21 protein-coding genes are annotated in these 23,754 nt (G+C 66.6%); 14 read left to right on the plus strand and 7 right to left on the minus strand.

What is annotated here, in order from left to right:
* Positions 1–9 precede the first annotated feature (9 nt).
* Positions 10–1,557: an amidase gene (locus AC1RLW_RS10800; RefSeq protein WP_493193006.1), complete on the plus strand. Its 1,548-nt coding sequence runs from the start codon at positions 10–12 to the stop codon at positions 1,555–1,557.
* A 13-nt stretch (positions 1,558–1,570) separates the two neighbouring features.
* Here the strand turns inward: AC1RLW_RS10800 and AC1RLW_RS10805 are convergent, their stop codons facing one another.
* Positions 1,571–2,917 carry an aminotransferase-like domain-containing protein gene (locus AC1RLW_RS10805; protein WP_493193007.1) on the minus strand — a complete coding sequence of 449 codons (1,347 nt, stop codon included), beginning with the start codon at positions 2,915–2,917 and terminating at the stop codon, positions 1,571–1,573.
* Positions 2,918–3,044: 127 nt separating this feature from the next.
* Between AC1RLW_RS10805 and AC1RLW_RS10810 the strand changes: the two genes are divergently transcribed.
* The 3 genes from AC1RLW_RS10810 (at position 3,045) to AC1RLW_RS10820 (ending at position 5,478) form a co-directional block, all read left to right on the plus strand.
* On the plus strand, positions 3,045–3,674 hold the full coding sequence (locus AC1RLW_RS10810; RefSeq protein ID WP_493193008.1) for a LysE family translocator: 630 nt from the start codon (positions 3,045–3,047) through the stop codon (positions 3,672–3,674).
* 31 nt (positions 3,675–3,705) lie between these two features.
* Entirely contained in the window at positions 3,706–4,554 is an 849-nt protein-coding gene (locus tag AC1RLW_RS10815) for a PhzF family phenazine biosynthesis protein (RefSeq protein ID WP_493193009.1), read from the plus strand.
* Positions 4,555–4,845: 291 nt separating this feature from the next.
* Positions 4,846–5,478, plus strand: coding sequence for a TetR family transcriptional regulator C-terminal domain-containing protein (locus AC1RLW_RS10820; RefSeq protein ID WP_062470962.1), 633 nt, complete (start codon positions 4,846–4,848; stop codon positions 5,476–5,478).
* Positions 5,479–5,496: 18 nt separating this feature from the next.
* On the opposite strand, the gene AC1RLW_RS10825 is transcribed toward AC1RLW_RS10820, so the two are convergent.
* Complete coding sequence (locus tag AC1RLW_RS10825; RefSeq protein ID WP_159275093.1) at positions 5,497–6,435, minus strand: LysR family transcriptional regulator; 939 nt, start codon at positions 6,433–6,435, stop codon at positions 5,497–5,499.
* A gap of 111 nt (positions 6,436–6,546) precedes the next feature.
* On the opposite strand from AC1RLW_RS10825, the gene AC1RLW_RS10830 reads away from it, so the two are divergent.
* The 7 genes from AC1RLW_RS10830 to AC1RLW_RS10860 all read left to right on the plus strand — a co-directional run bounded on the left by AC1RLW_RS10830 (position 6,547) and on the right by AC1RLW_RS10860 (position 14,183).
* Positions 6,547–7,764 (plus strand): MFS transporter, encoded by a 1,218-nt coding sequence (locus tag AC1RLW_RS10830; RefSeq protein WP_493193010.1) that lies wholly within the window; start codon positions 6,547–6,549, stop codon positions 7,762–7,764.
* A gap of 178 nt (positions 7,765–7,942) precedes the next feature.
* A complete protein-coding gene (locus tag AC1RLW_RS10835; protein WP_493193011.1) occupies positions 7,943–9,211 on the plus strand; it encodes an amidohydrolase family protein in 1,269 nt (422 codons plus the stop codon).
* Between the two features lie 19 nt (positions 9,212–9,230).
* The gene (locus AC1RLW_RS10840) at positions 9,231–10,094 is read left to right on the plus strand and encodes a creatininase family protein (RefSeq protein WP_062468630.1); all 864 of its coding nucleotides are present in this window, start codon (positions 9,231–9,233) and stop codon (positions 10,092–10,094) included.
* Between the two features lie 61 nt (positions 10,095–10,155).
* Positions 10,156–11,142 (plus strand): ABC transporter substrate-binding protein, encoded by a 987-nt coding sequence (locus AC1RLW_RS10845; RefSeq protein WP_095744428.1) that lies wholly within the window; start codon positions 10,156–10,158, stop codon positions 11,140–11,142.
* 13 nt (positions 11,143–11,155) lie between these two features.
* On the plus strand, positions 11,156–11,989 hold the full coding sequence (locus AC1RLW_RS10850) for an ABC transporter ATP-binding protein (RefSeq protein WP_492741319.1): 834 nt from the start codon (positions 11,156–11,158) through the stop codon (positions 11,987–11,989).
* Positions 11,986–12,804, plus strand: coding sequence for an ABC transporter permease (locus tag AC1RLW_RS10855; protein WP_492685011.1), 819 nt, complete (start codon positions 11,986–11,988; stop codon positions 12,802–12,804). The genes AC1RLW_RS10850 and AC1RLW_RS10855 overlap by 4 nt, the downstream gene beginning before the upstream one ends.
* A gap of 8 nt (positions 12,805–12,812) precedes the next feature.
* Positions 12,813–14,183 (plus strand): FAD-binding oxidoreductase, encoded by a 1,371-nt coding sequence (locus AC1RLW_RS10860; RefSeq protein ID WP_493193012.1) that lies wholly within the window; start codon positions 12,813–12,815, stop codon positions 14,181–14,183.
* Positions 14,184–14,205: 22 nt separating this feature from the next.
* Here AC1RLW_RS10860 and AC1RLW_RS10865 read toward each other — a convergent pair whose 3' ends face one another.
* Positions 14,206–15,132, minus strand: a complete 927-nt coding sequence (locus AC1RLW_RS10865; RefSeq protein WP_493193013.1) for a LysR family transcriptional regulator — start codon at positions 15,130–15,132, stop codon at positions 14,206–14,208.
* Positions 15,133–15,214: 82 nt separating this feature from the next.
* Here AC1RLW_RS10865 and AC1RLW_RS10870 point away from each other — a divergent pair, with 82 nt between their 5' ends.
* Positions 15,215–16,534, plus strand: coding sequence for an arylsulfatase (locus AC1RLW_RS10870; RefSeq protein ID WP_493193014.1), 1,320 nt, complete (start codon positions 15,215–15,217; stop codon positions 16,532–16,534).
* Between the two features lie 58 nt (positions 16,535–16,592).
* Positions 16,593–17,567, plus strand: a complete 975-nt coding sequence (locus AC1RLW_RS10875) for a Bug family tripartite tricarboxylate transporter substrate binding protein (protein WP_493193015.1) — start codon at positions 16,593–16,595, stop codon at positions 17,565–17,567.
* A gap of 861 nt (positions 17,568–18,428) precedes the next feature.
* On the opposite strand, the gene AC1RLW_RS10880 is transcribed toward AC1RLW_RS10875, so the two are convergent.
* The 4 genes from AC1RLW_RS10880 to AC1RLW_RS10895 are packed head-to-tail and all read right to left on the minus strand — an operon-like array spanning position 18,429 to position 22,439.
* Positions 18,429–19,598: a DSD1 family PLP-dependent enzyme gene (locus AC1RLW_RS10880; protein ID WP_493193016.1), complete on the minus strand. Its 1,170-nt coding sequence runs from the start codon at positions 19,596–19,598 to the stop codon at positions 18,429–18,431.
* 37 nt (positions 19,599–19,635) lie between these two features.
* Positions 19,636–21,075 carry an N-acyl-D-amino-acid deacylase family protein gene (locus AC1RLW_RS10885; protein ID WP_493193017.1) on the minus strand — a complete coding sequence of 480 codons (1,440 nt, stop codon included), beginning with the start codon at positions 21,073–21,075 and terminating at the stop codon, positions 19,636–19,638.
* A 1-nt stretch (position 21,076) separates the two neighbouring features.
* Complete coding sequence (locus AC1RLW_RS10890; protein WP_070062819.1) at positions 21,077–22,072, minus strand: Bug family tripartite tricarboxylate transporter substrate binding protein; 996 nt, start codon at positions 22,070–22,072, stop codon at positions 21,077–21,079.
* A 55-nt stretch (positions 22,073–22,127) separates the two neighbouring features.
* Positions 22,128–22,439 carry a hypothetical protein gene (locus tag AC1RLW_RS10895; RefSeq protein WP_139140347.1) on the minus strand — a complete coding sequence of 104 codons (312 nt, stop codon included), beginning with the start codon at positions 22,437–22,439 and terminating at the stop codon, positions 22,128–22,130.
* 62 nt (positions 22,440–22,501) lie between these two features.
* Between AC1RLW_RS10895 and AC1RLW_RS10900 the strand changes: the two genes are divergently transcribed.
* Positions 22,502–23,593, plus strand: a complete 1,092-nt coding sequence (locus tag AC1RLW_RS10900) for a helix-turn-helix domain-containing protein (RefSeq protein ID WP_493193018.1) — start codon at positions 22,502–22,504, stop codon at positions 23,591–23,593.
* Positions 23,594–23,754 lie beyond the last annotated feature (161 nt).

Here is a 23,754-nt window from a genome sequence, read left to right on the forward strand (position 1 = left end):
CCGAAAGCCATGACCCAACCTTTCTCTTCTTCCTCCTCCGAGCTCGTCGAACTCTCCGCCGTGGAGCTGCGACGGCTGATCGGCACGCGCGCCCTCTCGCCGGTCGAGCTGCTCAAGGCCTGCATCGCGCGCATCGAACAGCTCAACCCCTTCGTCAACGCCGTGACCGCCACCTGCTACGAGCGCGCCCGCGCCGAGGCCCGCGCGGCAGAGCGGGCCGTGAAGAGCGGCGAGCCGCTGGGCCTGTTGCACGGCCTGCCGCTGGGCGTGAAGGACCTCGAGCCGACGGCGGGCCTGCTGTCCACCATGGGAACCCCCGCCTTGCGCAACCACGTGCCGTCGCACGACATCGAGCTGGTTCGCCGCTTGCGCGCCGCCGGTGCGATCGTGGTGGGCAAGACCAACGTGCCCGAGATGGGCGCCGGCGCCAACAGCCGCAATCCGGTCTGGGGGGCCACGGGCAATCCCTTCGACCCCAACCTCAACGCCGGCGGCTCGTCGGGGGGTTCGGCCGCGGCGCTGGCGCTGGACATGCTGCCGGTGTGCACCGGCTCCGACACCGGCGGGTCGCTGCGCATCCCGGCCGCCAAGTGCGGCGTGGTGGGCCTGCGGCCGTCGCCGGGCATCGTGCCCAGCGTCCGCAAGAGCCTGGGCTGGTCGCCGATCTCGGTGGTCGGTCCGATGGGACGCGATGTGGCCGACGCCTGCCTCCAGCTCGCGGCCACGGCAGGCCCGCATCCGGGCGATCCCTTGAGCTATCCGCTGGATGCGGCGGCCTTTGCGCGGCCGGCGCCGCTGGACCTGTCACGCCTGCGCGTGGCCTGGACCACCGACTTCGGCCTGTGCGATGTCGACCCGTCGATCCGCCGGACGATGCACGACCGCATGGCCGCCATGCGCGGGCTCTTTGCGGCCTGCGACGAGGTGCGCTTCGACCTGGGCGAGGTGCACCGTTGCTTCGACGTGCTGCGTGCGGAGGCCTTCGTCGCCGGCATGCGCGAAGCCTACGAACGCGCCCCCGAGAGCCTGGGCCCGAACCCGCGCAGCAACTACGAGATGGGTGCGCGCATGAGCCTGCCGGACGCAGCCTGGGCGCAGACGGAACAGACGCGCATCCTCCAGCGCTTTCAGAAGGCGTTCGAGAACTACGACCTGGTGCTCTCGCCCACGACACCGGTGTCGCCCTTTCCCTGGACGCAGTCGCACGCGCTGCAGATCGACGGCCGCCAACAGGAGAACTACTACCGCTGGCTCGCACTGACCTACGTCGTGACGCTGACCACCCACCCCGCGATCAGCCTGCCGTGCGGCACCGACGAGCGCGGCATGCCCTTCGGCCTGCAGGTGGTGGGGCGCTTTCGCGGCGACCTCGCGCTGCTGTCGGCCGCGCAGGCGATGGAACAGGCCTTCGCGCCCGACCCGCGGCTGCGCCGGCCGCGGCCCGATCTCGCACGCCTTCGCAAGGCCGAGCCGGCCCTCGACTCGATCGTGACCGCGCCGCCCGACGACCGGCACGCCAGCGCGCCCACCGACGGCGCCCCGGCACCGGTCGTCTGAGGTCCGCGCCGCGTCAGGCGCTTCGCTTCAGCAAGGTGGCCAGGAGGGCCAGGGCCCCGGTCAGCTCGTCGAAGCCGGGGCCGCCCAGGCAGATTCGCAGGCCGCTCGCCTTGTCCTTCGGGTTCGCCATCAGGGTCTGCGGCGGAGTGAGCTTCACACCGGCTTGCGCCGCCGCGGCCACGACGCCCTCGGCCGCATCGCGTCGCATCGGCAGCCAGACGTTGTAGGCATCGGGATGCCAGACCAGTTCGCCGGCAGCGAGCAGCGAGACGGCCAGCCTGGAACGGCGCCGGGCCTCGTGGCGCAGATCGCGCTGGACCGAGGCGACCACGCCGGTGGCCAGCCATTCGTCGACCACCGCGCAGGAGAACGCCGACGGCGCCATGGGCACATCCTGCAGCAGCTCCTGCGCGGGGCCGCACAGGTCGGGCGGCAGTGCCAGCACACCGACCTGCAATCCCGGGCCGAGCGACTTGGAAAGCCCGTTCACATGCAACGTGATGTCGGGCGCCAAGGTGGCCAGCTGGGGCAAGCCGTCGGAGGCCGCCGCATACACGCCGTCTTCGATGATCCAGGCGCCCGCGCGGCGGCACACCGCCACGATGGCCCGCCGTCGCTTCGCGCTCATCGTGGCTGTCGTCGGGTTGTGCAGCGTCGGGGTGAGGTAGACCGCCGTGCCACCGGCGGGCGCTACGCCGTCGAGCGCCTGTGCGAGCGCCTGCGGCACCATCCCTTCCGCGTCCATCTCGACACCCTGGATGCGACACCCCTTGCGCCGGGCCAGCGCGAGGGCGCCGGGATAGGTGATCCGTTCGGTGAGCAGCACGCCTTGCCGCCCGCACACCAGGTCGAAGGCCAACGACAGCGCCTGGCGTGCGCTGCTGGTCAGGACCAGCTGCGACGGATCGACCACCAGGCCGATCGTCTCGAGCCAGCGGGCGAGAACGCGGCGATGCTCCAGGTGCCCGCCGGGTGGCGCGTACAGGTTGAAGTGATCCGCGTCGATCTTGCGCGCGATGCCCGTCAACGTGCGCGCCAGCACGCGCGCACCGAGCGCGGCCGGCGGCGCGTTCGACGACAGATCGATCTGCCGGTCGCCGTGCGCTTGATGGATCGCCACGAAGGTTCCCCGGCCCTTGACGCTGCGCGTGAGGCCCCTGCGCTCCAGGATGGCATAGGCCTTCGTCACGGTGCCCAGGCCGATCTGCAGCGTCTTCGCCAGGTCCCGATGGGCAGGCAGACGATCGCCGCCTGCGAGCCGCCCCTCGACGATGTCGTCGGCCAGGGCCAGCACCACCCGCTCGGTGGCATTCGTGCCGTTGCTGGCCAGACGGGGCGTCCAGGAGGATCGAAGGAGCACGTGCGTGGCCTCGCAAATAAAAGTGTCACGTGACACTTTTTGAATATTCCAATAGTGTAACTTTCACTCCTCGGCCTCTATCGCGCTGAAGGCCGCCGAAGACACCCCTTCGTTTTGGAGCACTCGCATGGCCGTCAGCCAGATCGCACTCGTCTACGGGACGTACCTCATCGCCACCGCCAGTCCGGGGCCGAGCAACATGGCCATCATGGGCACCGCGATGCGCGACGGCCGCCGCCCTGCGCTCGCGCTTGCGGCCGGCGTTGTCACGGGCTCGCTCTTCTGGGCGATCCTGGCGGCGACCGGTGTTTCCGCGGTCCTGACCGCGTACGCGCAGGCGCTTGTCGTGCTCAAGATCGCCGGCGGCCTCTACCTGCTGTACCTGGCTTTTCGCGCGGGCCGGTCCGCCATGCGACCTGGCGCCGACGCGGTGAAGGGCAGCGCGGAACGCGGTGCATTGCGCTACCGCACCCTCTACCGCCAGGGCGTGCTCATGCACATCGGCAACCCGAAGGCGATCATGTCGTGGATCGCGATCATCTCGCTCGGCGTGCGCCAGGACACACCCGCCGGCGGGTTGCCGGCCATCGTGGGCGGTTGCGTGTGCCTCGGCATCATGGTGTTCGGCGGCTACGCGATCATCTTCTCCACCGCATCGATGATTGCGCTGTATGCGCGGCTGCGGCGCTGGATCGAAGGCGTGCTCTCGGCGGTGTTCGCGGCCGCGGGGCTCAAGCTGCTGGTCTCGCAGAATTGAATCCAATGAATCCCAGCGAAAGACCGAACGCATGAGCATCACCGTCCACATGGTCGACGTCTTCGGCGCCGGCCCGCTCTCGGGCAATCCGCTGGCGGTCGTCACCGGCGCCGACGCGCTTGCCACGCACGACATGCAGCAGCTGACGCGCTGGTTCAACCTCTCGGAAACCGCGTTCGTCTTCGCACCCACGCACCCGGAGGCGGACTACCGCGTGAGGATCTTCACCCTGGACCGGGAGATGCCTTTTGCCGGGCACCCCACGCTCGGCAGCTGCCACGCCTGGCTCTCGGGCCAGGGCGCGCCCAGGCAACAAGCCACGGTGATCACGCAGGAGTGCGGCGCAGGGCTGGTCCAGATTCGGCGCGACCAGGGACGGCTCGCGTTCGCCGCGCCGCCGCTGATCCGCTCGGGCGCGCCGACCCCGGCCGAACTCGACGACGCACGGCGGCTGCTGGGCATCGAAGCGGACGACATCCAGGACGCGGCCTGGATCGACAACGGCCCCGGCTGGCTGGGAATCCGGCTGGCGTCGGCAGACAAGGTGTTGTCTCTGGAGCCGGCCCGCCGCTGGCCCACGCGCATCGACGTCGGCGTGGTCGGCCCTCATGCGAAGGGCGGTGACGCGGCCTTCGAAGTGCGCGCCTTCTTCACCGACCATCTGGGCGCCATCGTCGAAGACCCCGTCACGGGAAGCCTCAATGCCTCGCTCGCGCAGTGGCTCTTCGCCACGGGCGTGGCACGGGGCGACTATGTCGCCGCGCAGGGCACACACCTGGGCCGGCAGGGCCGCATTCACCTGACCCGCGACGACGCCGGCCAGGTCTGGGTCGGCGGCGACACGCGCACGCACGTCAAGGGCGAACTGGACGGCCTCTGATCCGTTCACGCAAGGCCTGCACAGACTTCACTCTGACTTCACCTGCGTTGCGCACACTACTTTTCGACAGCGGTTCGGCGCTGGTAGAGGCAAGGGGAAGAAAAAAATAGCTCAGGGAAACGCCTCGATGCCGACCGCTGTCACCTTTCATCGCCCATCGAGAAAGGCGCAGGCGCACTCATCGCAAGAAAGGGCCACGGGCCAAGGATTACCATCGGCCGGGCGCACGCCGCGCCTCCCACGCCCATGACCGTCGTCACCGCCCCTGTGCCTCCCGCCATCGCCCAAGAAATGCCCGCACCCGACGGCCCGCTGTCGCGCGCGAGGCCGGGGCGCGAACGCATCATGGCGGCCATCCGCACGGCGGCGGTGACCGAGTTCAGCCTGCACGGCCTGAAGGGCACCTCCACCCAGGCCATCGCCGCGCGCGCCGGCCTCACCAAGCCCCAGCTGCACTACTACATCGCCGGCAAGGAAGAGCTCTACGAAGAGCTGCTGATGCAGGTGCTGCATGCCTGGAAGGTGGTGTTCTCGTTCGAGGACGCCAGCGACCCGGCCACGGTGCTGGGCGACTACATCCGCAAGAAGCTCGACCACGCGTTCGACAACCCGGAGATCTCGCGCATCTTCACGCGCGAGGTGCTCGACGGCGGACGCAACCTCGACCGCTACTGGCCCAACGCGCAGGCGTGGACGCAGAAGAAGGTCGACATCATCAACGGCTGGATCGCGCGCGGGCAGATGCGTCCGCTCGATGCGCGCCTGCTGCTGATGCACATCTGGGCCATGACCCAGAGCTACGCCGACTACGCGATCCAGACGCGCGTGATGCTCGGCCTGCCGCCCGAGGCGCCGATCGACCGCGAACCGATCGCGCGGGAACTGGTGGCGTTCGTCCTGGGCGGCTGCGGCATCAAGGCCTGAGTTCCGCGCCGCCCTCGCTCAGCCCACGCGCGCCTCCCAGACCTGGCCCGTCGGGTCGGCCAACGCAAGCCGCATCATCTCGATGAAGCGGCGCAGGCGCGCCGGCTGGAAGCGCGCGTGCGGGTAGGTCAGGTAGACGGGCAGCGGCGCCACATGCCATTGCGGCACGAGCTGCACCAGCCGTCCGGCAGCGATGTCCTCGTTCAGCAGCCAGGCCGAACCCAGGCAGGCACCCAGTCCCATGCGCGCCGCGCTTTGCAGCGCATAGAGGCTGTCGGTGCTCATGCGCGGACGGATCGGCACGCGTGCGATCTCGCCGGTCGGCCGGTGCGTGAGCAGCACCTCGTTGCGATAGAAGGTGCGCAGCGCAAGCCAAGGCAGCTCGGCCAGTTCCGCAGCGTGCGCGGGCGGTGAGCGGCCCTCCAGCAGCGAGGGCGCGGCGACCACCACGCGCGGAACCTCCGAGACCTTGACCGCCACGGCCATCGCGTCAGTCATCTCGCCGACCTGGATCGCGCAGTCGACGCCTTCGGCGATGAAGTCGGGCCGGCGGTCGTTCAGCAGCCATTCGACGGACACGCGCGGATAGGCGCGCAGGTACTCGGCCAGCGGACCGACCAGCAGCAGCTGGCCCAGCGCATGCGGCGCGACCACGCGCAACGTGCCCTCCGGCTCGTCGCCGACGCCGCGCAGGTCGGCCTCGAAAGCGTGCCAGTCGGCGATCAGCTCCCTGGCGCGCTCGTAGCAACGCTCGCCATCCTCCGTGAGCTTCATGGCGTGCGTGGAGCGGCGCAGCAGCCGCACGCCCAGCGAGCGCTCCAGCGCCTGCAGGCGACGGCTCACGGTGGGCTGGGTGGCGCCCATCTGGAGCGCGGCGGCCGACAGGCTGCCGGCCTCGACGATGTGAAGGAAGGTCTGCATCAGCTCGATGCGGTCGACGGCAGGTGAAGTTGACATGGCCTCTTTTATACGTTTGGCGTATGGGCATTGTGCGATCCGCGAGACTACCAAGCCAAGCCCCCAACGGGCACATTCCAACCCTTGCTTCGATAATCGAGGGTTAACACCATGTCTTCCATTCAAACCACGCATGCACCGGCCTCAGCGCCGGGGCACGGCCTGCCGGCCTCGCTGATCCTGCTGCTGGCCGCCGGCGCGGGCCTGTCGGTGGCGTCGCTCTACTACGCCCAGCCGATGCTCGGGGTGCTGGGCGCCGACATCGGCGCCTCCACCCGCGCGGTGGGCTTCATTCCCACGCTCACGCAGCTGGGCTATGCGCTGGGCATCCTGCTGCTGGCGCCGCTGGGCGACCGCTTCGACCGGCGCCGCATCGTGCTGATCAAGGCGGCGGCGCTGTGCGCCGCGCTGCTGGTGGCCGGCGCGGCACCGTCGATCGGCGTGCTGCTCGCGGCCAGCCTCGCGATCGGGCTGGCGGCCACGATGGCGCAGGACCTCGTGCCCGCCGCCGCCACGCTGGCGCCCGACGCCACGCGCGGCAAGACGGTCGGCACGGTGATGACGGGGCTGCTGCTGGGCATCCTGCTGTCGCGCGTGGTGAGCGGCTTCGTGGCCGAGCACTTCGGCTGGCGCGCGATGTTCATCGCGGCCGCGGCCAGCATCGCGCTCATCGGCGCCGCGGCCTGGCGCGGGCTGCCGCGCTTTCGGCCGACCACGCACCTGGCCTACGGCGCCCTGCTCGGTTCGCTGGGCACGCTGTGGTCGCGCCACGGCACGCTGCGCCGCGCGGCGCTGGCCCAGGCGCTGCTGGCCGTGGGGTTCAGCGCCTTCTGGTCAACGCTGGCCGTGATGCTGCACGGCGCGCCCTTCCACCTGGGCAGCGCGGCGGCAGGCGCCTTCGGCCTGGCCGGCGCGGCGGGCGCGCTGGCGGCGCCGCTGGCGGGGCGACTGGCCGACCGGCGCGGACCGGAGCTGGTGACGCGCCTGGGCGCGGGGCTGGCGCTGGTGTCGTTCGCAGCCATGGGGCTGGCACCGCTGATGACGCCGCATGAGCAGCTGTGGCTGCTGGCGCTGGCCGCGATCGGCTTCGACCTGGGCATGCAGGCGGCGCTGATCGCCCACCAGACGATCGTCTACGGCATCGAGCCCGGTGCGCGCAGCCGACTCAACGCCGTGCTGTTCACCAGCATGTTCATCGGCATGGCGACCGGCTCGGCGCTGGGCGCGCTGGTGCTCGCCGCGTGGGGCTGGGCCGGCGTGACGGCGCTGGCGACCGCCACGGCCGCCGCCGCGCTGGCGGTGCGGCTCTGGCCGCGCCAGGCAACGTAGTCGCATCAGCCGCGGGCTGACGCCCGCCTCCCCAGTCCGGTGCACCCGGACTGGCACGTCGCTTGCATAACCTGACCAGTTGCTCTGATTGATTGGTCAAATTCATGCACGTCCGCGTTGCCTCCTGTCTGTCGATGGAAACCAGCGCCCCCGCAGGCCCGGCGGGAGCGCGTTTCGCATGAACGCGCCCGCGCTGCTGGACAACGCACGGCTGCCGCGCTGGCTGCTGCCCGCCGACTGGCCGCAGCGCCACGGGATGCCCGAACTCGCACGCATCGGCATCGAAGCCGGCCGCGTCCGCTCGGTGCAGCCCGCGAGGGACATCACGCCGGGCGCCGGCTGGGACCTCGCCGGCACACTCGCCCTCCCCGCCTTCGTCGACGCGCACACGCACCTGGACAAGGCATTCACGCTGGCGCGCATGCAAAAGGTGCAGCCCGGCCTGCTCGGGGCGATCGACGCGATGCTGGCCGACCGCGTGCACTGGACGCCCGCCGACGTGCGCGAGCGTGCATCGCGCGGCCTGCAGTGGGCCTGGGCATGCGGCACCGCCCATGTGCGCACGCACGTCGACTGGTGGGAGCCCGACGCGCTGCCCACGGCCTGGCCCGTCATGGCCGAGCTGGCGCAGGAATGGGCCGGCCGGGTGCGGCTGGAGCAGGTCGCCCTCATCAAGCTGCCCCTGTTCGGAGACGCGTCGCAGGCGCTGCGCCTGGCGCGGCAGGTGAAGGCCACCGGACCGCACGCGCTGCTCGGCGGCTTCGTGCACTCCACCAATTGGAGCGAGAACGCGCTGCGCAACCTGCTGGTGGCGGCGCAGGCCTGCGAGCTCGACATCGACCTGCACGTGGACGAGGAACTCGACGCCTCGGCCGTGGGCCTGCAGACCACCGCGCGCCTGCTGCGCGAGATCGGCTACGAAGGCCGCGCGGTCTGCGGCCACCTCTGCGCGCTGGCGGCCCAGCCCGAGGCGCAGGCCTTCGCCACGCTGGACGCCGTGGCACGCGCGCCGATCACCGTGGTGTCGCTGCCCGCCACCAACCTGCTGCTGCAGGACGCCGTCACCGGGCGCACGCCGCGCCAGCGCGGCATCACGCTGGTCAAGGAAGCGCATGCGCGCGACATTCCGCTGCTGTTCGCGAGCGACAACGTGCAGGACCCGTTCTGCCGGCTCGGCAGCTTCGACCCCGTCGAGGCGCTGGGCACGGCCGCGCTGGTGGCGCAGCTCGACGAACCCTTCGACACCTGGTCGCAGGCGCTGTGCCGCAGCGACTGGCTGGAACGCACGCCCGCCACGACGGCGCCCACGCTGGTCGGCGCCAAAGCCGACCTGGTGCTGTTCACGCAGGCCGACCGCCACGGCTGGCCCTCGCGCAGCGCCGCCCGCGTGGTGCTGCGCGACGGCCGCGTGACGCACGGCGATGCATCGCCTTTCTTCCCTGAATAAAGAACACGCAAGGACCCCCATGCTCCACGGCTACATCCCGCCCCACCGCTTCCTGCCCTACCTGAGCTGGACCGAAATCGCCGCGCTGCCCGACCGCGAGAACACCGTCATCGTGCTGCCGTGCGGCGCGATCGAGCAGCACGGCCCGCACCTGCCGTGCTCGGTCGACAGCGTGATCGCCTCGGGCGTGATGGGCAAGGCGCTGGAGAAGCTGCCGGCCGAGGTGCGCGCCTTTGCCCTGCCGCCGATCACCTACGGCAAGTCGGAAGAGCATCTGCACTTTCCCGGCACGGTGACGCTCACGGGCACCACGCTGCTGTCGACCGTGATCGAGATCGGCGAGTCGGTGTATCGCTCGGGCTTTCGCAAGCTGCTGTTCGCCAACGGGCACGGCGGCCAGCCGCAGGTGCTGGAGATGGCGGCGCGCGAACTGCGCCTGCGCCATGGCGACTTCGTGATCGTGCCGCACGGCGTGTCGCGCCTGCCGAGCGCGGCGAGCCGGCAGGTGAGCGAGCAGGAGAAGAAGCTCGCGATGCACGCGGGCCATTCCGAGACCGCGCTGATGCTCGCGCTGGCGCCCGACACCGTGCACATGGAACGCGCGGTGGCCAACTTTCCGCCGCCCTTCCCGATCAAGCTGCTGTCGGCAGACGGCCGCCCGGCCTGCGCCTGGACTGCGCGCGACTTCGGCCCCAGCGGCGTGATCGGCGACCCGACCAGCGCCACGCGCGAACAGGGCCTCGAAATCCTGGACACGCTCTCGGACAGCTGGGCGCAGGCGCTGACCGAGCTTCATGCGCTGCGCTGGGTCGTGCGCGAGGAAGCCACCTGGGAGCGCGGCCACCAGCAGGGCTTCATCCAGCAGTCGTTCGTGCCGGCCTGAGGCGCGCGCCTTGCAACGGCTTCATTCTTCTTTTTCATCCCGCCTTCGAGAGGTCCCCACCATGCGTTCCTTCGCTCTTTCCCTGGCCGGCGCCGCCGCGCTCTCGCTCCTCACGGCCGTTGCACCCGCACAGGCCCAGGACAAGTTCACCTACATGACCAACTGGTACGCGCAGGCCGAGCACGGCGGCTTCTACCAGGCGGTGGCGCAGGGCATCTACAAGAAGCACGGCCTGGACGTGACGATCCGCATGGGCGGCCCGCAGGTCAACATCACGCAGATGATGGCCGCGGGACAGGCCGACTGCATCATGGGATCGAGCGACATCCAGATGATGCAGGTGCGCGAAGGCGGTGTGCCGGTCGTCAACGTGGCGGCGTTCTTCCAGAAGGACCCGCAGGTGCTGATCGCGCACGACGACGTCAAGAAGTTCGAGGACCTCAAGGGCAAGACGCTGCTGATCGGCGCGCAGGCCAACCGCGGCTACTGGCCGTGGCTCAAGGCCCGCTTCGGCCTGAAGGACGAACAGACGCGCCCCTACACCTTCAACATCCAGCCCTTCGTGGCCGACCCGAACACCGCGCAGCAGGGCTACCTGACCTCCGAGCCCTACGCCATCCAGAAGGCCGGCGTGAAGAGCACGGTGCTGATGTTCAGCGACCACGGCTATCCCTCCTACGCCGTCACCGTGTCGTGCATGGACAAGACGGTGAAGGAGCGCAGCAAGCAGGTCGCCGCTTTCGTGAAGGCCTCGGCCGAAGGCTGGAAGAGCTACCTGGCCGACCCGGCGCCGGCCAACGCGCTGATCAAGAAGGACAACCCCAACATGACCGACGACCAGCTCGCCTACAGCGTGGCCAAGCTCAAGGAGATGGGCATGGTCACCGGCGGCGACGCGGCCAAGCTGGGCATCGGCGTGATCACCGATGCGCGCGCCAAAGCGAGCTACGACTTTCTCGTGGCCTCCAAGCTGCTCGATCCGGCCAAGGTCGACTTGGCCAAAACCTACACGACCGAGTTCGTGAAGGACGCCAAGGTCTTGCCCTGAACCTCGCCGCGCCATGAACCGCATCGAACCCCACACCCTCGCGCCGCCGGTGGCGCCCGCCGTGCCCGCCGTCGAAATCCTCTCGGCCGAGAAGACCTACCCCAACGGCACGCAGGCGCTGCTGCCGGTGGACCTGTCGATCGCCGAAGGCGAGTTCGTCACGCTGCTGGGCCCCTCGGGCTGCGGCAAGAGCACGCTGCTGAAGATGGTGGCGGGCATGCTGGAGCCCAGCGATGGGCGCCTGCTGGTGTGGCGCAAGCCCGTGGCGCAGTTGCACGACTGCCCGCACAAGATGTCGTTCGTGTTCCAGTCGCCCACGCTGATGCCGTGGGCCAGCGTGCAGACCAATGTGCGGCTGCCGCTGGACCTGGCCGGCGTGCCCCGCAAGGAGGCCGATGCGCGGGTGACGGAATCGCTCGCGCTCGTGGGGCTGGAGAAGTTCGCCAGTGCGCTGCCGCGTGCGCTGTCGGGCGGCATGCAGATGCGCGTGTCGATCGCGCGCGGCCTGGTCACGCAGCCCGACCTGCTGCTGATGGACGAACCCTTCGGCGCGCTCGACGAGATCACGCGCCACAAGCTCGACGCCGACCTGCTCGAGCTGTGGCGCAAGAAGAAGCTCACGGTGATCTTCGTGACGCACTCGATCCACGAGGCGGTGTTCCTCTCGAGCCGCGTGGTGATGATGGCCGCACGACCGGGTCGCGTGGTCGAGCAGTTCCAGATCGACGAGCCCTACCCGCGCCAGGCCGACTTCATGGTCACGCCCGCGTTCGCGCGCCACGCGAAGCAGTTGCAGGACAGCCTGCTGCGCGCCAGCACCACAGAAGAAGAGGAGGCCGCACCATGAAGGCAGCGACGAAACCCGCGACGCCCCTGCTGGGCCAGCCGCGCGTGCAACGCGTGCTCTACCCGGTGCTCATCGGCGTGGTGCTGGTGGCGCTGTGGCAATGGATGGTGGTGGCGATGGAGCTGCCGCCCTACCTCGTGCCCTCGCCCTGGCTGATGGTGCAGACGCTGGTGACCGACTGGGCGCCGCTGGGCAGCGCGCTCCTGGTCACGCTGAAGATCACGGTGCTGTCCTTCGCGCTGGCCACGGTGGCGGGCGTGCTGATCTCGTTCCTGTTCGTGCAGAGCAAGCGCATCGAGACCGCCCTCTTTCCGTACGCGGTGCTGCTGCAGGTCACGCCCATCGTGGCCGTGGCGCCGCTGATCATCATCTGGGTGAAGAACCCGGTCGCGGCCATGACGGTGTGCGCGGCGCTGGTGGCGCTGTTTCCCATCATCAGCAACACCACGCTGGGCCTGCGCAGCATCGACCCCGACCTGCAGAGCTACTTCAAGCTGAACCGCGCCACGCGCTGGCAGCAGCTGGTGCGTCTGCGCATTCCGAGCGCGCTGCCGTACTTCTTCGGAGGCCTTCGCATCTCCAGCGGCCTGGCGCTGATCGGCGCGGTGGTGGCGGAGTTCGTGGCCGGCACGGGCGGCTCCGGCGCCGGGCTGGCCTACCAGATCCTGCAGGCGGGCTTCCAGCTGAACATTCCGCGCATGTTCGCGGCCCTGCTGCTCATCTCTCTCACCGGCGTCGCGCTCTTCGTGCTGATGGCCTGGCTCACCAAGGTGGCGCTGGGCTCGTGGCATGCGAGCGAACTTTCCCAGGATTGAAATCGACCATGAACGCTCCCGCTTCCGCCATCGAGCAACTGCTGCTCGAACTCCCCGACCTCGACTGGATCACCGACGAAGGCCGCGTCACGCGCCTCTCGCAGGACTTCTCCTGGTTCAGCCCGGTGCTCACGCGCCAGCTGAAGGACAAGCGCGCCGACGTGGTGGTGCGCCCGCGCACCGAGGAAGACATCCGCGCGGTGGTCGGCGCCTGCGCACGCCGCGGCGTGCCCATCACCATTCGCGGCAGCGGCACCGGCAACTACGGCCAGACCACGCCGCTCGCCGGCGGCGTGGTGCTCGACATGACGGGCTACAACGCCTGCCTGTGGGTGCAGCCCGGCGTGGCGCGCGCGCAGGCCGGCATCCGCCTGGGCGAACTCGAGAAACAGACAAGGCCCACCGGCCAGGAGATGCGCTGCGTGCCCTCGACCTACCGCAGCGCGACGCTGGGCGGCCTGTTCGGTGGCGGCTTCGGCGGCGTAGGCTCGATCAACTACGGGCCGCTGGGCGCGCCCGGCAATGTGCTGGGCATTCGCGCGATGACCATCGAGGCCGAGCCGCAGGTGATCGAGCTGCGCGGCGCCGAAGCGATGCGCATGCACCACCTGTGGGGCACCAACGGCCTCGTGCTGGAGCTGGAGATCGCGCTGGCGCCCGCGCATCCGTGGCTCGAGACGCTGGTGACCTTCGACGACTTCGAGAACGCGCTGAACTTCGCGGACAAGCTCGCGCATGCGCCGGGCATCGTGAAGCGCGGCGTCACCTTCTTCGCGGCGCCCATCGCCGACCACCTCGCGCAGCTGGCGACGCACCTGCCCAAGGGCTGCCACACCGTGCTGTCGCTGGTGGCCGAGCAGAGCGAGCCGGCCATGATGCTTTTGGTGCAGGCGCACGGTGGCACCGTGAGCTACCGCAAGACGGCCGCCGAAGTGCAGAAGAGCAACCGCACGCTGATGGAGTTCACCTGGAACCACACGACGCTGCACGCGCTGAAGATCGACCCGACGCTGACCTACCTGCAAAGCGGGTTCATCCCCGGCCGGCATGTCGAGCAGGTCATCGAGATGGAGAAACTGCTGGGCGGCGAGGTCATGATGCACGTCGAGTTCCTGCGCAACGCGGCAGGGCTCCTGACCTGCAGCGGGCTGCAACTCGTGCGCTTCAGCACCGAGCAGCGGCTGAACGAGATCATCGACATCCACCGCGCGCACCAGGTGCACATCAACAACCCGCACGTGAACATCGTGGAAGACGGCAAGGCCGGCGGGCCGCTGCCGCCGGAAGTCATCGAGGTGAAGCAGCGCTTCGACCCGATGGGCTTGCTGAACCCGGGCAAGCTGCGCGACTGGCCGGTGAAGGCGACGACCGCGGCCTGAAAACGGCCTCAGCGAGCGTCCGTCATCCCTTGCGCGCCGCACTGCTTCGCTGTGCCGGCGCCAGTGCCTTGAGCGCCTGCACAAACTCCTCGAGAAGTGGGGATCGGTAGGTATTCGGACGTGAAAAAAGCGAGATGCGCCTCGGAATCGACAGCACCTCGACAGGAATCACCTTGACGCCACGCGCCTGGGGCAGTGCGAGCACGGAGACCGGGACGATGCCCATCAGATCGGTCGCTGCAAGCACCGGCAGCGACCACGACGCATTGAAGTGCACCTCGATCGCGCCTTGCGGCGGCGTCGCGCCGGCGGAACGAAATACCTCGTCCAGCTTCGCGCGTGCAGCCGAGTGAACGGACGGCAGCACCCAGGAAAACTTCGACAGATCGCCCATCGAGAGACGGCGACGCGCAAAGACCGGATGCCCCACGCGCGCCACGGCGACGAGCGCATCGGTCAGCAGATCCTCATGCACCAGGCCGTGCGGCATGGATTCATAGGTCGGAATCACGGCGACATCGAGCAGACCCTGGCGCGTCCAGTCGATCAACTCGTCCGAGGACGCCACTTCCAGGCGCACATGCATGCCCGGGCGACGGGGCTGCAGCGTCGCAAGCGCCGGTGAAAGCACGGCATCCAGAACCGCCAGCGTCGCGCCCACACGGATGAGCCCGGCACGTCCTGCGCGGACGTCGCCCGCATGACGAAGCGCCTCGTCGTGCTCTGACTTCATGCGTTGCGCACGTTCGCGGAACGCGACGCCGAACGGCGTGAGCGTCATGCCATGGCCCGAGCGCTCGAAGAGACCGAGCCCCATCTCGTCTTCCAGCCGGCGGATCGCCTTGGAAAGCGCCGCGGCCGTCACCGTCAGGCTGGTTGCTGCACGGGCCAGCTGCCCATGGCGCGCCACTTCCAGGAAGTAGTCGAGGTCGCGTGCCGAGAAGGACATGAATAAAAGTTAACGAAGATTTCCAAATTGGAAACACCCGAATCCTAGCCGTTCCTAGACTGCAGTCGCAATGAGTCCCTCCATGAACCCACCCAACATCGTTCTCATCCTGGCCGACAACCTCGGCTGGGGCGAGCTCGGCTGCTACGGCGGCGGGGCGCTGCGGGGCGCGCCCACGCCACGCATCGACGCGCTCGCCAGCCAAGGCCTTCTGCTGCAGAACTTCAATGTCGAGAGCGATTGCGTGCCGACGCGCTCCGCGCTGATGAGCGGGCGGCATCCGATCCGTACGGGCTGCCTGCAGTCGGTGCCGCCCGGCCTGCCTCAGGGCCTGGCACGCCGCGAGATCACGCTGGCGCAGCTGCTCTCGGCGCAGGGTTATGCGACTGCGCACTACGGCAAATGGCACCTGGGCGATGTTCAAGGCCGCTTCCCGAGCGACCGGGGATTCGACGAGTGGTACGGCATTCCGCGCACCACGGACGAGAGCCAGTTCACGGCCAGTGTCGGCTACGACCCGAGCGTGGCGGACATCCCGTACATCATGCAGGGCCGTGCCGGTGCGCCTTCGCAGAACGTCGAGGAATACAACCTGGATTCGCGCCGGCGCATCGACGAGACGCTGACGAACCGGTCTCTGGAATTCATCCAGCGCAACCACGCGGCACAGAAGCCGTTCTTCCTTTATCTGCCGCTCACGCACCTGCATTTCCCCACCCTGCCTCACCGCGATTTCGCGGGCCGCACCGGCCATGGCGACTTCGCCGATTCCATGGTCGAGATGGATCACCGCGTGGGCCAGGTCATCGACGAGATCGAGCGCCTCGGCATTTCGCAAGACACCCTCTTCATCTTCGCGAGCGACAACGGCCCCGAGTTCCGCGCTCCGTACCGCGGCACGGCCGGCCCCTGGCGCGGCACCTATCACACGGCCATGGAAGGCAGCCTTCGCGTGCCGTGCATCGTGCGCTGGCCGGGCAAGATCGCCGCGGGCCGGGTGAGCAACGAGATCGTGCATGTCACGGACCTCTTCTCCACGTTGGCACGCGCAGGCGGCGCCCGCATTCCCGAGGACAGGCCGATCGATGGCATGGACCAGATGCCCTTCTTCCTCGGCGAGCAGAAGTCCTTGCGCGAGGGCTTTCTCTTCCATATCAAGAACGAACTGCGCGCGGTGAAGTGGCGCGACTGGAAGCTGCACTTCTACTGGGAGCCCGAGGTGAACGAAGGCAAGGGCAAGCTCGAGTCGCCCTATCTCTTCAACATCACGCGCGACCCCAAGGAGGAGTCGGATGTGCTCGTCTACAACACGTGGGTCCTGGGGCCGATCCAGCGGATGGTCCGCGCCTTCCATCAGAGTGCGACAGCACATCCTCACACGGCGCCGGGCGCGCCCGACTGAGGCCGCGGAATCCCCGACGCGCTCGCGCATCTCCCCACCGTCCCAGAAGGCTCACCCCATGTCCAAGCATCCAGGCGGCCGCCGAGGCCTCTTTCTGATCTTCTGCGCACTCACGGCGCTGGCGTCTTCTCCAGCGCTCGCACAAGAGAAGTACCCCTCTCGAGCGATCACCTGGGTCGTCGGCTACCCACCCGGGGGCAGCGTCGATGTCGTCACGCGCCTTGTCGCTCGCAAGCTGGAGGCGACGCTCGGCCAGCCCATCGTGGTCGACAACAAGCCCGGCGCCACGGGCTCGCTCGCGCTGCGGTATGTGGCAACCCAGCCCGCCGACGGCTATACCCTGGTGACGGTTCCCGGCCCGGTGCTCACGAGCATCCCGATGCCGCAGATCGGCAAGGAGATGAGCGCCATCGCCATGCTCGCCAAAGGCTCCACCGTCCTCGTGGGACCGGCACGGCCCGATGCGCCCAAGGACCTCAAGGCCCTGCTCGCAGACGCATCCGCCCACCCGGACAAGTACAGCTACGGCTCCTCCGGCAACGGCACCGGCCAGCACCTGACCGGCGAACTCATGCAGGCACTGACGGGCGTGACGATGACACATGTGCCCTACAAGGGCGGCAACCAGGCGGTGACCGACGTGATCGGTGGACAGCTCCCCCTGGCCGTACTGGGCATCACGCCCGTTCTGCCGCACGTCAAGTCCGGCAAGCTCAAGGCGTATGGGGTCTCCACGGCGACCCGTTCTGCCTCCTTGCCCGAGGTGCCGACACTCAGGGAAGCCGGCATCGCCAACTTCGAGGCCAGCCAGTGGTTCGTTCTCGCTGCGCGCACGGGCCTCCCGGCAGACCGAAGCGATCGCCTCAACGAAGCGGTGGCACAAGCCCTGAAGGACCCGGAGGTCATGAAAGGCTTCGAGAACGTCGGCATGTTTCCCGAAGCCAGCAGCGCGAAGCAGACCGCCGACTACATCCACACCGACATGCGGCGCTGGGCAGACCTCGTGAAGAAGAACAAGATCGCGATCGATTAGCTAGCGTGTGGAGTGAACCCCATCGACGGGACTGCAGGGGTCGTCATCCAGACGCAGACATCCCGAGTGAGACGGCGAAGCACAGTCAACAGCCGCCTGGCCAATGAAAAAGGGCGTTCACTGAATTTCAGTGAACGCCCTAGGTCGTTGTGTGGTGGGCTGGGGTCTACTGAATGATGCCCGGCAATGCCCATTTATATTGGCAAGCTGGACTCAAACCTTTCGCTTGTTCCCCGCTTTGTTCCCCGGTCTTCGTCTGGCAATCGCTCACAGCCCACATCAGGGGGTTGCTCGCCCTTGGCCCCCAAGCGCTCCGCGATCAAATCAACGAAGGCCTTGCTCGGCGAACAAAATCCAAATTGTTTCCCAATGTTTTCTCGCCCTAAATTAATGGAGGAGAGAGGACTTTCCCCGACCCTGCGACGAAGCGGCGCTCGCCCCATCGGTCCACTCAAACAAGACGCTTAGTCAGCTGCGCTTTGCCGGCGAGTCTTCAAGCCCCGGAGATAGGTCATTCGGGGAGGCATATGCGGCCTATGCAAGATGCCCGCTTTACGCCGGAAACAGACATTTGCGATAGTTGCTCGCCTGTCGGCAACGGGCGTACTGTCGTCCTAGCTCCTGCGATTCGCAGTGGCTGGTTTCCGCCATCAAGCGGCCCTAGCCTCCATGTCGGCAGCCGCTGCGCAGCCGCCTGCGTCCCCAATAACGCGCCGGTGTTCCTGATCCGAGTCAGTCAAAGGAAGAGTCGCTTGCGGGTGATGAAGCCTGGCTGACGCCGACGTCCACACGGCGACCAGAGCGTGCGTGCTCGCGTCAGCGGGCCATGCGGGACACTCGACGACAGCAAGCAGCGTCGCCCTAAAATATTGCGCCTCTCGCCGTGACAGGCCACACGTGGCTGACATGGGCACCGCGGAAGGCAACGATCCAGTCGTGGAGATTGACTGTTGGATCGCAATGGCCTGGAATCAGACGAACCTTCTCCCCGATTCGTGGCAGCTGCCGCGACTCCCCAGGTTCAATCACAGCATGCTCATCAGAGACTGATCGCACAGTCGAATCGCAGTCGACCATCTTGGGTACGCCACGATCCATGGCAAATGCCTTCAAGCCACCATCCAGTACCGCATGGTGGCTCTGCGCACTAATGACGGAGCACATCACGAAGAGTGCGTGGCGCAGGACGTCATCGTTTTCTCCTTGGATATTCTCAGCGTAGTCAGCATCCATGAGCACATAGGACCCCGGCTGGACCTCCGTGTAGAGACCCGAAGCTGCTTCCAAGGCGTACGTCCCGGTTCCGCCGCCGGTGATGGTCGGGCATTCCAGGCCCTCCCGGCTCAAGGCTTCAACAACGTCTCGCAACATTGCCACTGCCTGATCCACCGCGGCCTCACGCTCCTCATATGTTCGTAAATGTTGAGCTGAGCCCCTGAACGCATGAAGACCGGCAAATGAGAGCTGCGGAGAGTGCCGTGTGATGAGCTTCGCCAGCTCGACGACTGCATTGACCGACGAAACGCCGCATCGACCGTGCCCAATATCAACCTCCACCAGAACGCCAATTCTGGATGCGGCGTCCCGAGTCGCTTCTGCCAACTGATCGATCTGGACTTGATGATCCACACAGACAGACAGCGCACATCGCCTCGCCAGTTGTGCGGCGCGCCTGGTTTTGATGGTCCCCACAATCTGATTGGTCACCAATACGTCTGCGACTCCGCCTGCCACAAATGCTTCAGCTTCGCTGATCTTTTGGCAGCAGATTCCAATCGCGCCGGACGCGATCTGCAATCTCGCGATATTGGCACTCTTGTGGGCCTTCCCATGCGGGCGGACGCGAAGACCCGCCGCGTGCAGCCGTTCATGAACCTTGTTCATGTTGAACTCGAGCGCATCAAGATCAAGAATCAACGCCGGGGTGTCGACTTCTGCAATCGGCATCCCTGGTACTGCCGGCGGGATATTCCACGGCCTGTCTGGATCCGCGATCAAGTTGTCGATGAAAAATGAAGTCTGTTGTTTCATTGATGCTTTGACTTTGTACCGAGACGAAATCCGAAGCTCACTGGCCACGACGCAACACCTGGCCTGCATGCCAGTCCACGACCTCGCCACCCACTACGGCCATGCGCCCGTTCACCATGACATGGGAAATTCCCTTGGGGGCTTGTTTGGGCGCGTCGAACGTGGCCATGTCGGCAATCTGCTCCGCGTCGAAAACGGTCAGGTCCGCAGCGAAGCCCGGTGCCACCCTTCCTCGGCCGACGAGCCCGAATCGTTCCGCTGGAAACCCGGTCATTTTGTGAAGTGCCGCCTCCAGGGGAAACAAGCGCAAGTCTCGTGAATAGTGGCCCAAGACCCGCGGAAATGTGCCCCACATGCGCGGATGCGGAACCTCTTGGAAAGGCACCCCGTCGGAGCCGATCATTGCGTTCGGAGAAGCAAGGATTCGCTGCACGTCATCTTCCGACAGTGCAAAGTAGACCGCACCTCCGGGTGCCAGGCGGCGCATCGCCTCCTCTTGATCGACTCCCATTTCCTCAGCGATGTCCTTGAGGTCTCGGCCCGCGTGCTGGGGGTGAGTCTTCGACCAGGTAATCTGAATGCGCGAAGAATCCTTGATGCGAGAAGGAAGCAAGGTCGACGATGAAGCCGTATAGGGATAGCAGTCGAAGCAGACGGGCGATAGGCGTGCCTGTTGTCTGAGCAGGGCAAGCGTATGCGTCGATCGCCCGTGATTTTCTTTTCCAAACAGTTTGTGGTGCGAGACGACCAATGGAACGTGGAGCGTGCTGCTGACAGCAAAGGCTTCATGCAAAGCGGGTTCGATTTGGTCCGCCTCATTTCGAACATGCATCGCAATCAGTCCGCCCCTTTCGGAAAGGGGGCGGCCCACAGCGATGAGTTCATCTGTGGTTGTGGCTTGCGCCGGTCCATAGAAAACGCCAGTGGACATTCCCAGTGCGCCGGCGTCCAGGGCTTCATGCAAGTCCAATTGCATGGCAGAGATCTCTGATTCGTTCGCCGGCCTTTCCAGATCGGCCATGTGCCGAAATCGCAAGGTGGAGTGCCCAACCAGGAACGCGCCGTTGATGGCAGGTCGCGACAAGCTCACCGCATCAAGATATTCGGCAAAGGTCCTGAAGTGAACGCCGTCGCGACTCAGCTGATCAAGAGGAGTTGGAGGGCGTTCACCAGGTCTCAATGCCATTGGGGCCAGAGAACAACCGCAGTTGCCGTTGATGATGGTGGTAACGCCCTGCGCTAGTTTCGGATAGATTTCCGAGCGATCGAAGATTGCGGCATCGTCATGCGCATGGGTGTCAATGAAGCCTGGCGCGACAACCTGTCCACTTGCATCGATGACCTGTTTGGCGCTTGCCTTGCTCAGGTCTCCGATTTCCGCGATCAACTCTGCGACGACACCGACATCCGCGCGGTATCGCGGTGCGCCTGTACCGTCGATGACGGTCGCATTCTTGAAAATATAGTCGAACGTCATATCAGTCCATTTTTGCGTTGGAGAACTTCACGATCTCGGCCCAAATCGGCCGCTCTTTTCGCGCCAGAGTAAATAGGCGTTCGGGCTCGCCCGTCGACGTCTCGGTTCCCAACTCCGAAAGACGCTTTTTCACCACTGGGTCGTCGAGTGATTGATTGAGTGCCCTATTGAGCGTGGCGATGATGTCTGGCGAAGTGCCCGCCGGTGCGACCAGGCCACCCCATGCAACCATCTCATAGCTAGGCAGACCAGCCTCCATCACTGTTGGGACCGCTGGCAGTAGTGGCGATCTTTCTTTGGAAGTGACCGCGAGTGCACGCAGCTGGCCTGATTGGATCTGGGGGAGAACCATCGAAATGTTCTCAAACATCAGGTCGACCATTCCACCCGCCAAGTCCTGAACCGCCGCTGCGCTTCCTCGGTAGGGCACATGCAACATGCTGATCCCAGCCTTCGCCTTGAAGAGCTCTCCGCTCAGATGCCCCGTTCCGCCATTGCCCGACGACCCCATCGACAGCTTGCCTGGATTCCTTTTCGCATAGTTAAGCAGGTCGTCAATGGAGCGAAATGAGCTACGGGATCTAACGACAAGAGCGTTGGACACGAAGCCAATCAGTCCAATCGGAGCTAGCTGTCGCTCTGCGTCGTAGGGCAGCTTGGAGTAAAGGGACTGATTGATCGCCAGCGTAGTGGCGTTGGCGAATCCAATGGTGTATCCGTCGGGTGCTGCACGTGCAACCTCGCCGATGCCGATCGCTCCAGCTGCGCCGGGTTTGTTATCCACGAAAAGCGGCTGTCCGAGTCGACGCGCCATTTCGGGGACCACGACACGAATGAGGAGGTCTGGTGGCCCTCCCGCTCCAGAATGCACCACGACGCGGACAGGTTTTGCAGGATATGGTGCGCCCTCCGCATGGACCGGGCCTACTGTTGCGGCAGCAAGCAGAACGAGCGCTGCCAATGCTGTGGAAAATCGCTTGGTGTGGGGGAGTGCCATGCTCGTAGTCCTTGATTGCTATCTGTAGTCGGATGGATCGCGAAAATGCTCTTCATCAATCATTTCGGCGAAGAACTTCTCGATGAAGCAGCAAACCGGGGTGATTGCCGCAGACCAGGGAGCTTTTGCCGGTTCCGGCGATGGGCGCAGCATCGGAGTGGCTTCGGATCGGGATCATGGCCCGCACCTTGTACAGGCCAACGGATGGGCGCGATCCGATTTCTGCGCCTTCCAACAGACCGCTCGCCGGATACGGCACGAGAAGCTTCGCTAGCTTGGAGACACATCCTGCTGCGGCTGCATGTCCGGACAGGACAGCGCCGAAAAAGAACGCGACACGCGACTTCTTGATCTGGGACGAATTCACGGCGAACGGCTCCTGGGCTTGAACAGTGCGGCGAATGGTAGGTTCAGGTATCCGCTGCGACAATGTTCAATCTCGCCATTTGCTGTGCTGATCCAGCCAACCAGATTCTTATGGTTCATTTCGATCTTGTGCTCGCCGAAGGCGGCGCTCCCGGCGCGCTGTGGGTGGCGATCGACGTCCTTCGAGAACTCAATGCACTTGCGCGCACGCGCGCCCCCCGCAGCCGCGAGCCGGTCGTGGCGTGGCGCCTGGTCGATGCGCGGGGCCGTACGCACAAATGGCATGCGCAGGCGTGCATCGACGACGAGGAGCGCCTGTACGCTCGCAAACCCCGGCCAGGACCACGCGTGATGCTTCTTCCGCCGCTCGAGATGCGCTCAATGCCGGCGCTGCGACGGTTGGTGTCCCGCAACGCGGGCTTGGTCGAGAAGGTTCGCGAGCGCCTCGACGCGGGTCATCTCGTCGGCGCTTGCGGCACCAGCATTTGGCTCCTCGCGCAGTCGGGGCGGCTCCTGCTCGCGCCCATCCAGTGGCTCTACCAGTCGGGCTTCGAGGTCCAGTTTCCGAACGTGAGGATCGAGGCGCGTGAGCCGATCGTGGCGCAGCACGGAATGGTTTGCGCGGCAGCCCCTTCATTGACGCATGCGCTGGTGCTTCACCTGAGCACCTACGCCGGGCTGGCCGATCTGGCGCATGCCTGCGCCGAAAAGGTTCTGCTCAACGCCGAGCGCCAGGCGCTGTCGGCCAGCATGACAAGCAAGGAAGTGATAGGACAGTCACGAGACACGCCGCTCTATCGCGCGCAGACCTGGATCCAGGCCAACGCGGGGCGCGCATTGACGCTGGCAGACGCGGCAGCGGCGGCCTCGGTCAGTGAGCGGACCCTTTCCCGGATATTCCGCCAGCATCTCGGCAAGACGCCTCTGAAGTACCTGCAGGAGCTGCGCGTGCAGCGCGCCGAGATGTGGCTCGAAGGCACCTGGCGCTCGGTCGAGGAGATCGCTCATGAGTGCGGCTATTCGGACACCAGTGCCTTCTGCCGGATGTTTGCGCGCGCGACAGGGATCACCCCGCGCAGCTACCGGGAGCGCTACACCTTCAGGGGGCCGCGCGCGCATTGGAAATTGAACGAAGCAGGCCAGCCTCAGGCTTGAGCTGCCTCGATGAGGGACGAGCTCGACCCCGGACCGCGGCCGGTACATGCTGCCCGCCGATCTTGAAGGTGCTAGCGAACTGGACGGTGTGATGACGGTCGCTATTGGCCGACCGCAGCCAAGAACGTCAGCTTCCTAGGAGCGACGGCTACTGCCTGCAA

It is taken from the genome of Variovorax sp. GW822-FHT04A09 (assembly GCF_058801005.1).

Excerpts from the sequence above, each read along its gene's own strand:
- AC1RLW_RS10800 (WP_493193006.1), top strand. The coding sequence starts at position 10 with ATGACCCAACCTTTCTCTTCTTCCTCCTCCGAGCTCGTCGAACTCTCC.
- AC1RLW_RS10810 (WP_493193008.1), top strand. The coding sequence starts at position 3,045 with ATGGCCGTCAGCCAGATCGCACTCGTCTACGGGACGTACCTCATCGCC.
- AC1RLW_RS10815 (WP_493193009.1), top strand. The coding sequence starts at position 3,706 with ATGAGCATCACCGTCCACATGGTCGACGTCTTCGGCGCCGGCCCGCTC.
- AC1RLW_RS10820 (WP_062470962.1), top strand. The coding sequence starts at position 4,846 with ATGCCCGCACCCGACGGCCCGCTGTCGCGCGCGAGGCCGGGGCGCGAA.
- AC1RLW_RS10825 (WP_159275093.1), bottom strand. The coding sequence starts at position 6,435 with ATGTCAACTTCACCTGCCGTCGACCGCATCGAGCTGATGCAGACCTTC.
- AC1RLW_RS10830 (WP_493193010.1), top strand. The coding sequence starts at position 6,547 with ATGTCTTCCATTCAAACCACGCATGCACCGGCCTCAGCGCCGGGGCAC.
- AC1RLW_RS10835 (WP_493193011.1), top strand. The coding sequence starts at position 7,943 with ATGAACGCGCCCGCGCTGCTGGACAACGCACGGCTGCCGCGCTGGCTG.
- AC1RLW_RS10840 (WP_062468630.1), top strand. The coding sequence starts at position 9,231 with ATGCTCCACGGCTACATCCCGCCCCACCGCTTCCTGCCCTACCTGAGC.
- AC1RLW_RS10845 (WP_095744428.1), top strand. The coding sequence starts at position 10,156 with ATGCGTTCCTTCGCTCTTTCCCTGGCCGGCGCCGCCGCGCTCTCGCTC.
- AC1RLW_RS10850 (WP_492741319.1), top strand. The coding sequence starts at position 11,156 with ATGAACCGCATCGAACCCCACACCCTCGCGCCGCCGGTGGCGCCCGCC.
- AC1RLW_RS10855 (WP_492685011.1), top strand. The coding sequence starts at position 11,986 with ATGAAGGCAGCGACGAAACCCGCGACGCCCCTGCTGGGCCAGCCGCGC.
- AC1RLW_RS10860 (WP_493193012.1), top strand. The coding sequence starts at position 12,813 with ATGAACGCTCCCGCTTCCGCCATCGAGCAACTGCTGCTCGAACTCCCC.
- AC1RLW_RS10865 (WP_493193013.1), bottom strand. The coding sequence starts at position 15,132 with ATGTCCTTCTCGGCACGCGACCTCGACTACTTCCTGGAAGTGGCGCGC.
- AC1RLW_RS10870 (WP_493193014.1), top strand. The coding sequence starts at position 15,215 with ATGAACCCACCCAACATCGTTCTCATCCTGGCCGACAACCTCGGCTGG.
- AC1RLW_RS10875 (WP_493193015.1), top strand. The coding sequence starts at position 16,593 with ATGTCCAAGCATCCAGGCGGCCGCCGAGGCCTCTTTCTGATCTTCTGC.
- AC1RLW_RS10880 (WP_493193016.1), bottom strand. The coding sequence starts at position 19,598 with ATGAAACAACAGACTTCATTTTTCATCGACAACTTGATCGCGGATCCA.
- AC1RLW_RS10885 (WP_493193017.1), bottom strand. The coding sequence starts at position 21,075 with ATGACGTTCGACTATATTTTCAAGAATGCGACCGTCATCGACGGTACA.
- AC1RLW_RS10890 (WP_070062819.1), bottom strand. The coding sequence starts at position 22,072 with ATGGCACTCCCCCACACCAAGCGATTTTCCACAGCATTGGCAGCGCTC.
- AC1RLW_RS10900 (WP_493193018.1), top strand. The coding sequence starts at position 22,502 with ATGTTCAATCTCGCCATTTGCTGTGCTGATCCAGCCAACCAGATTCTT.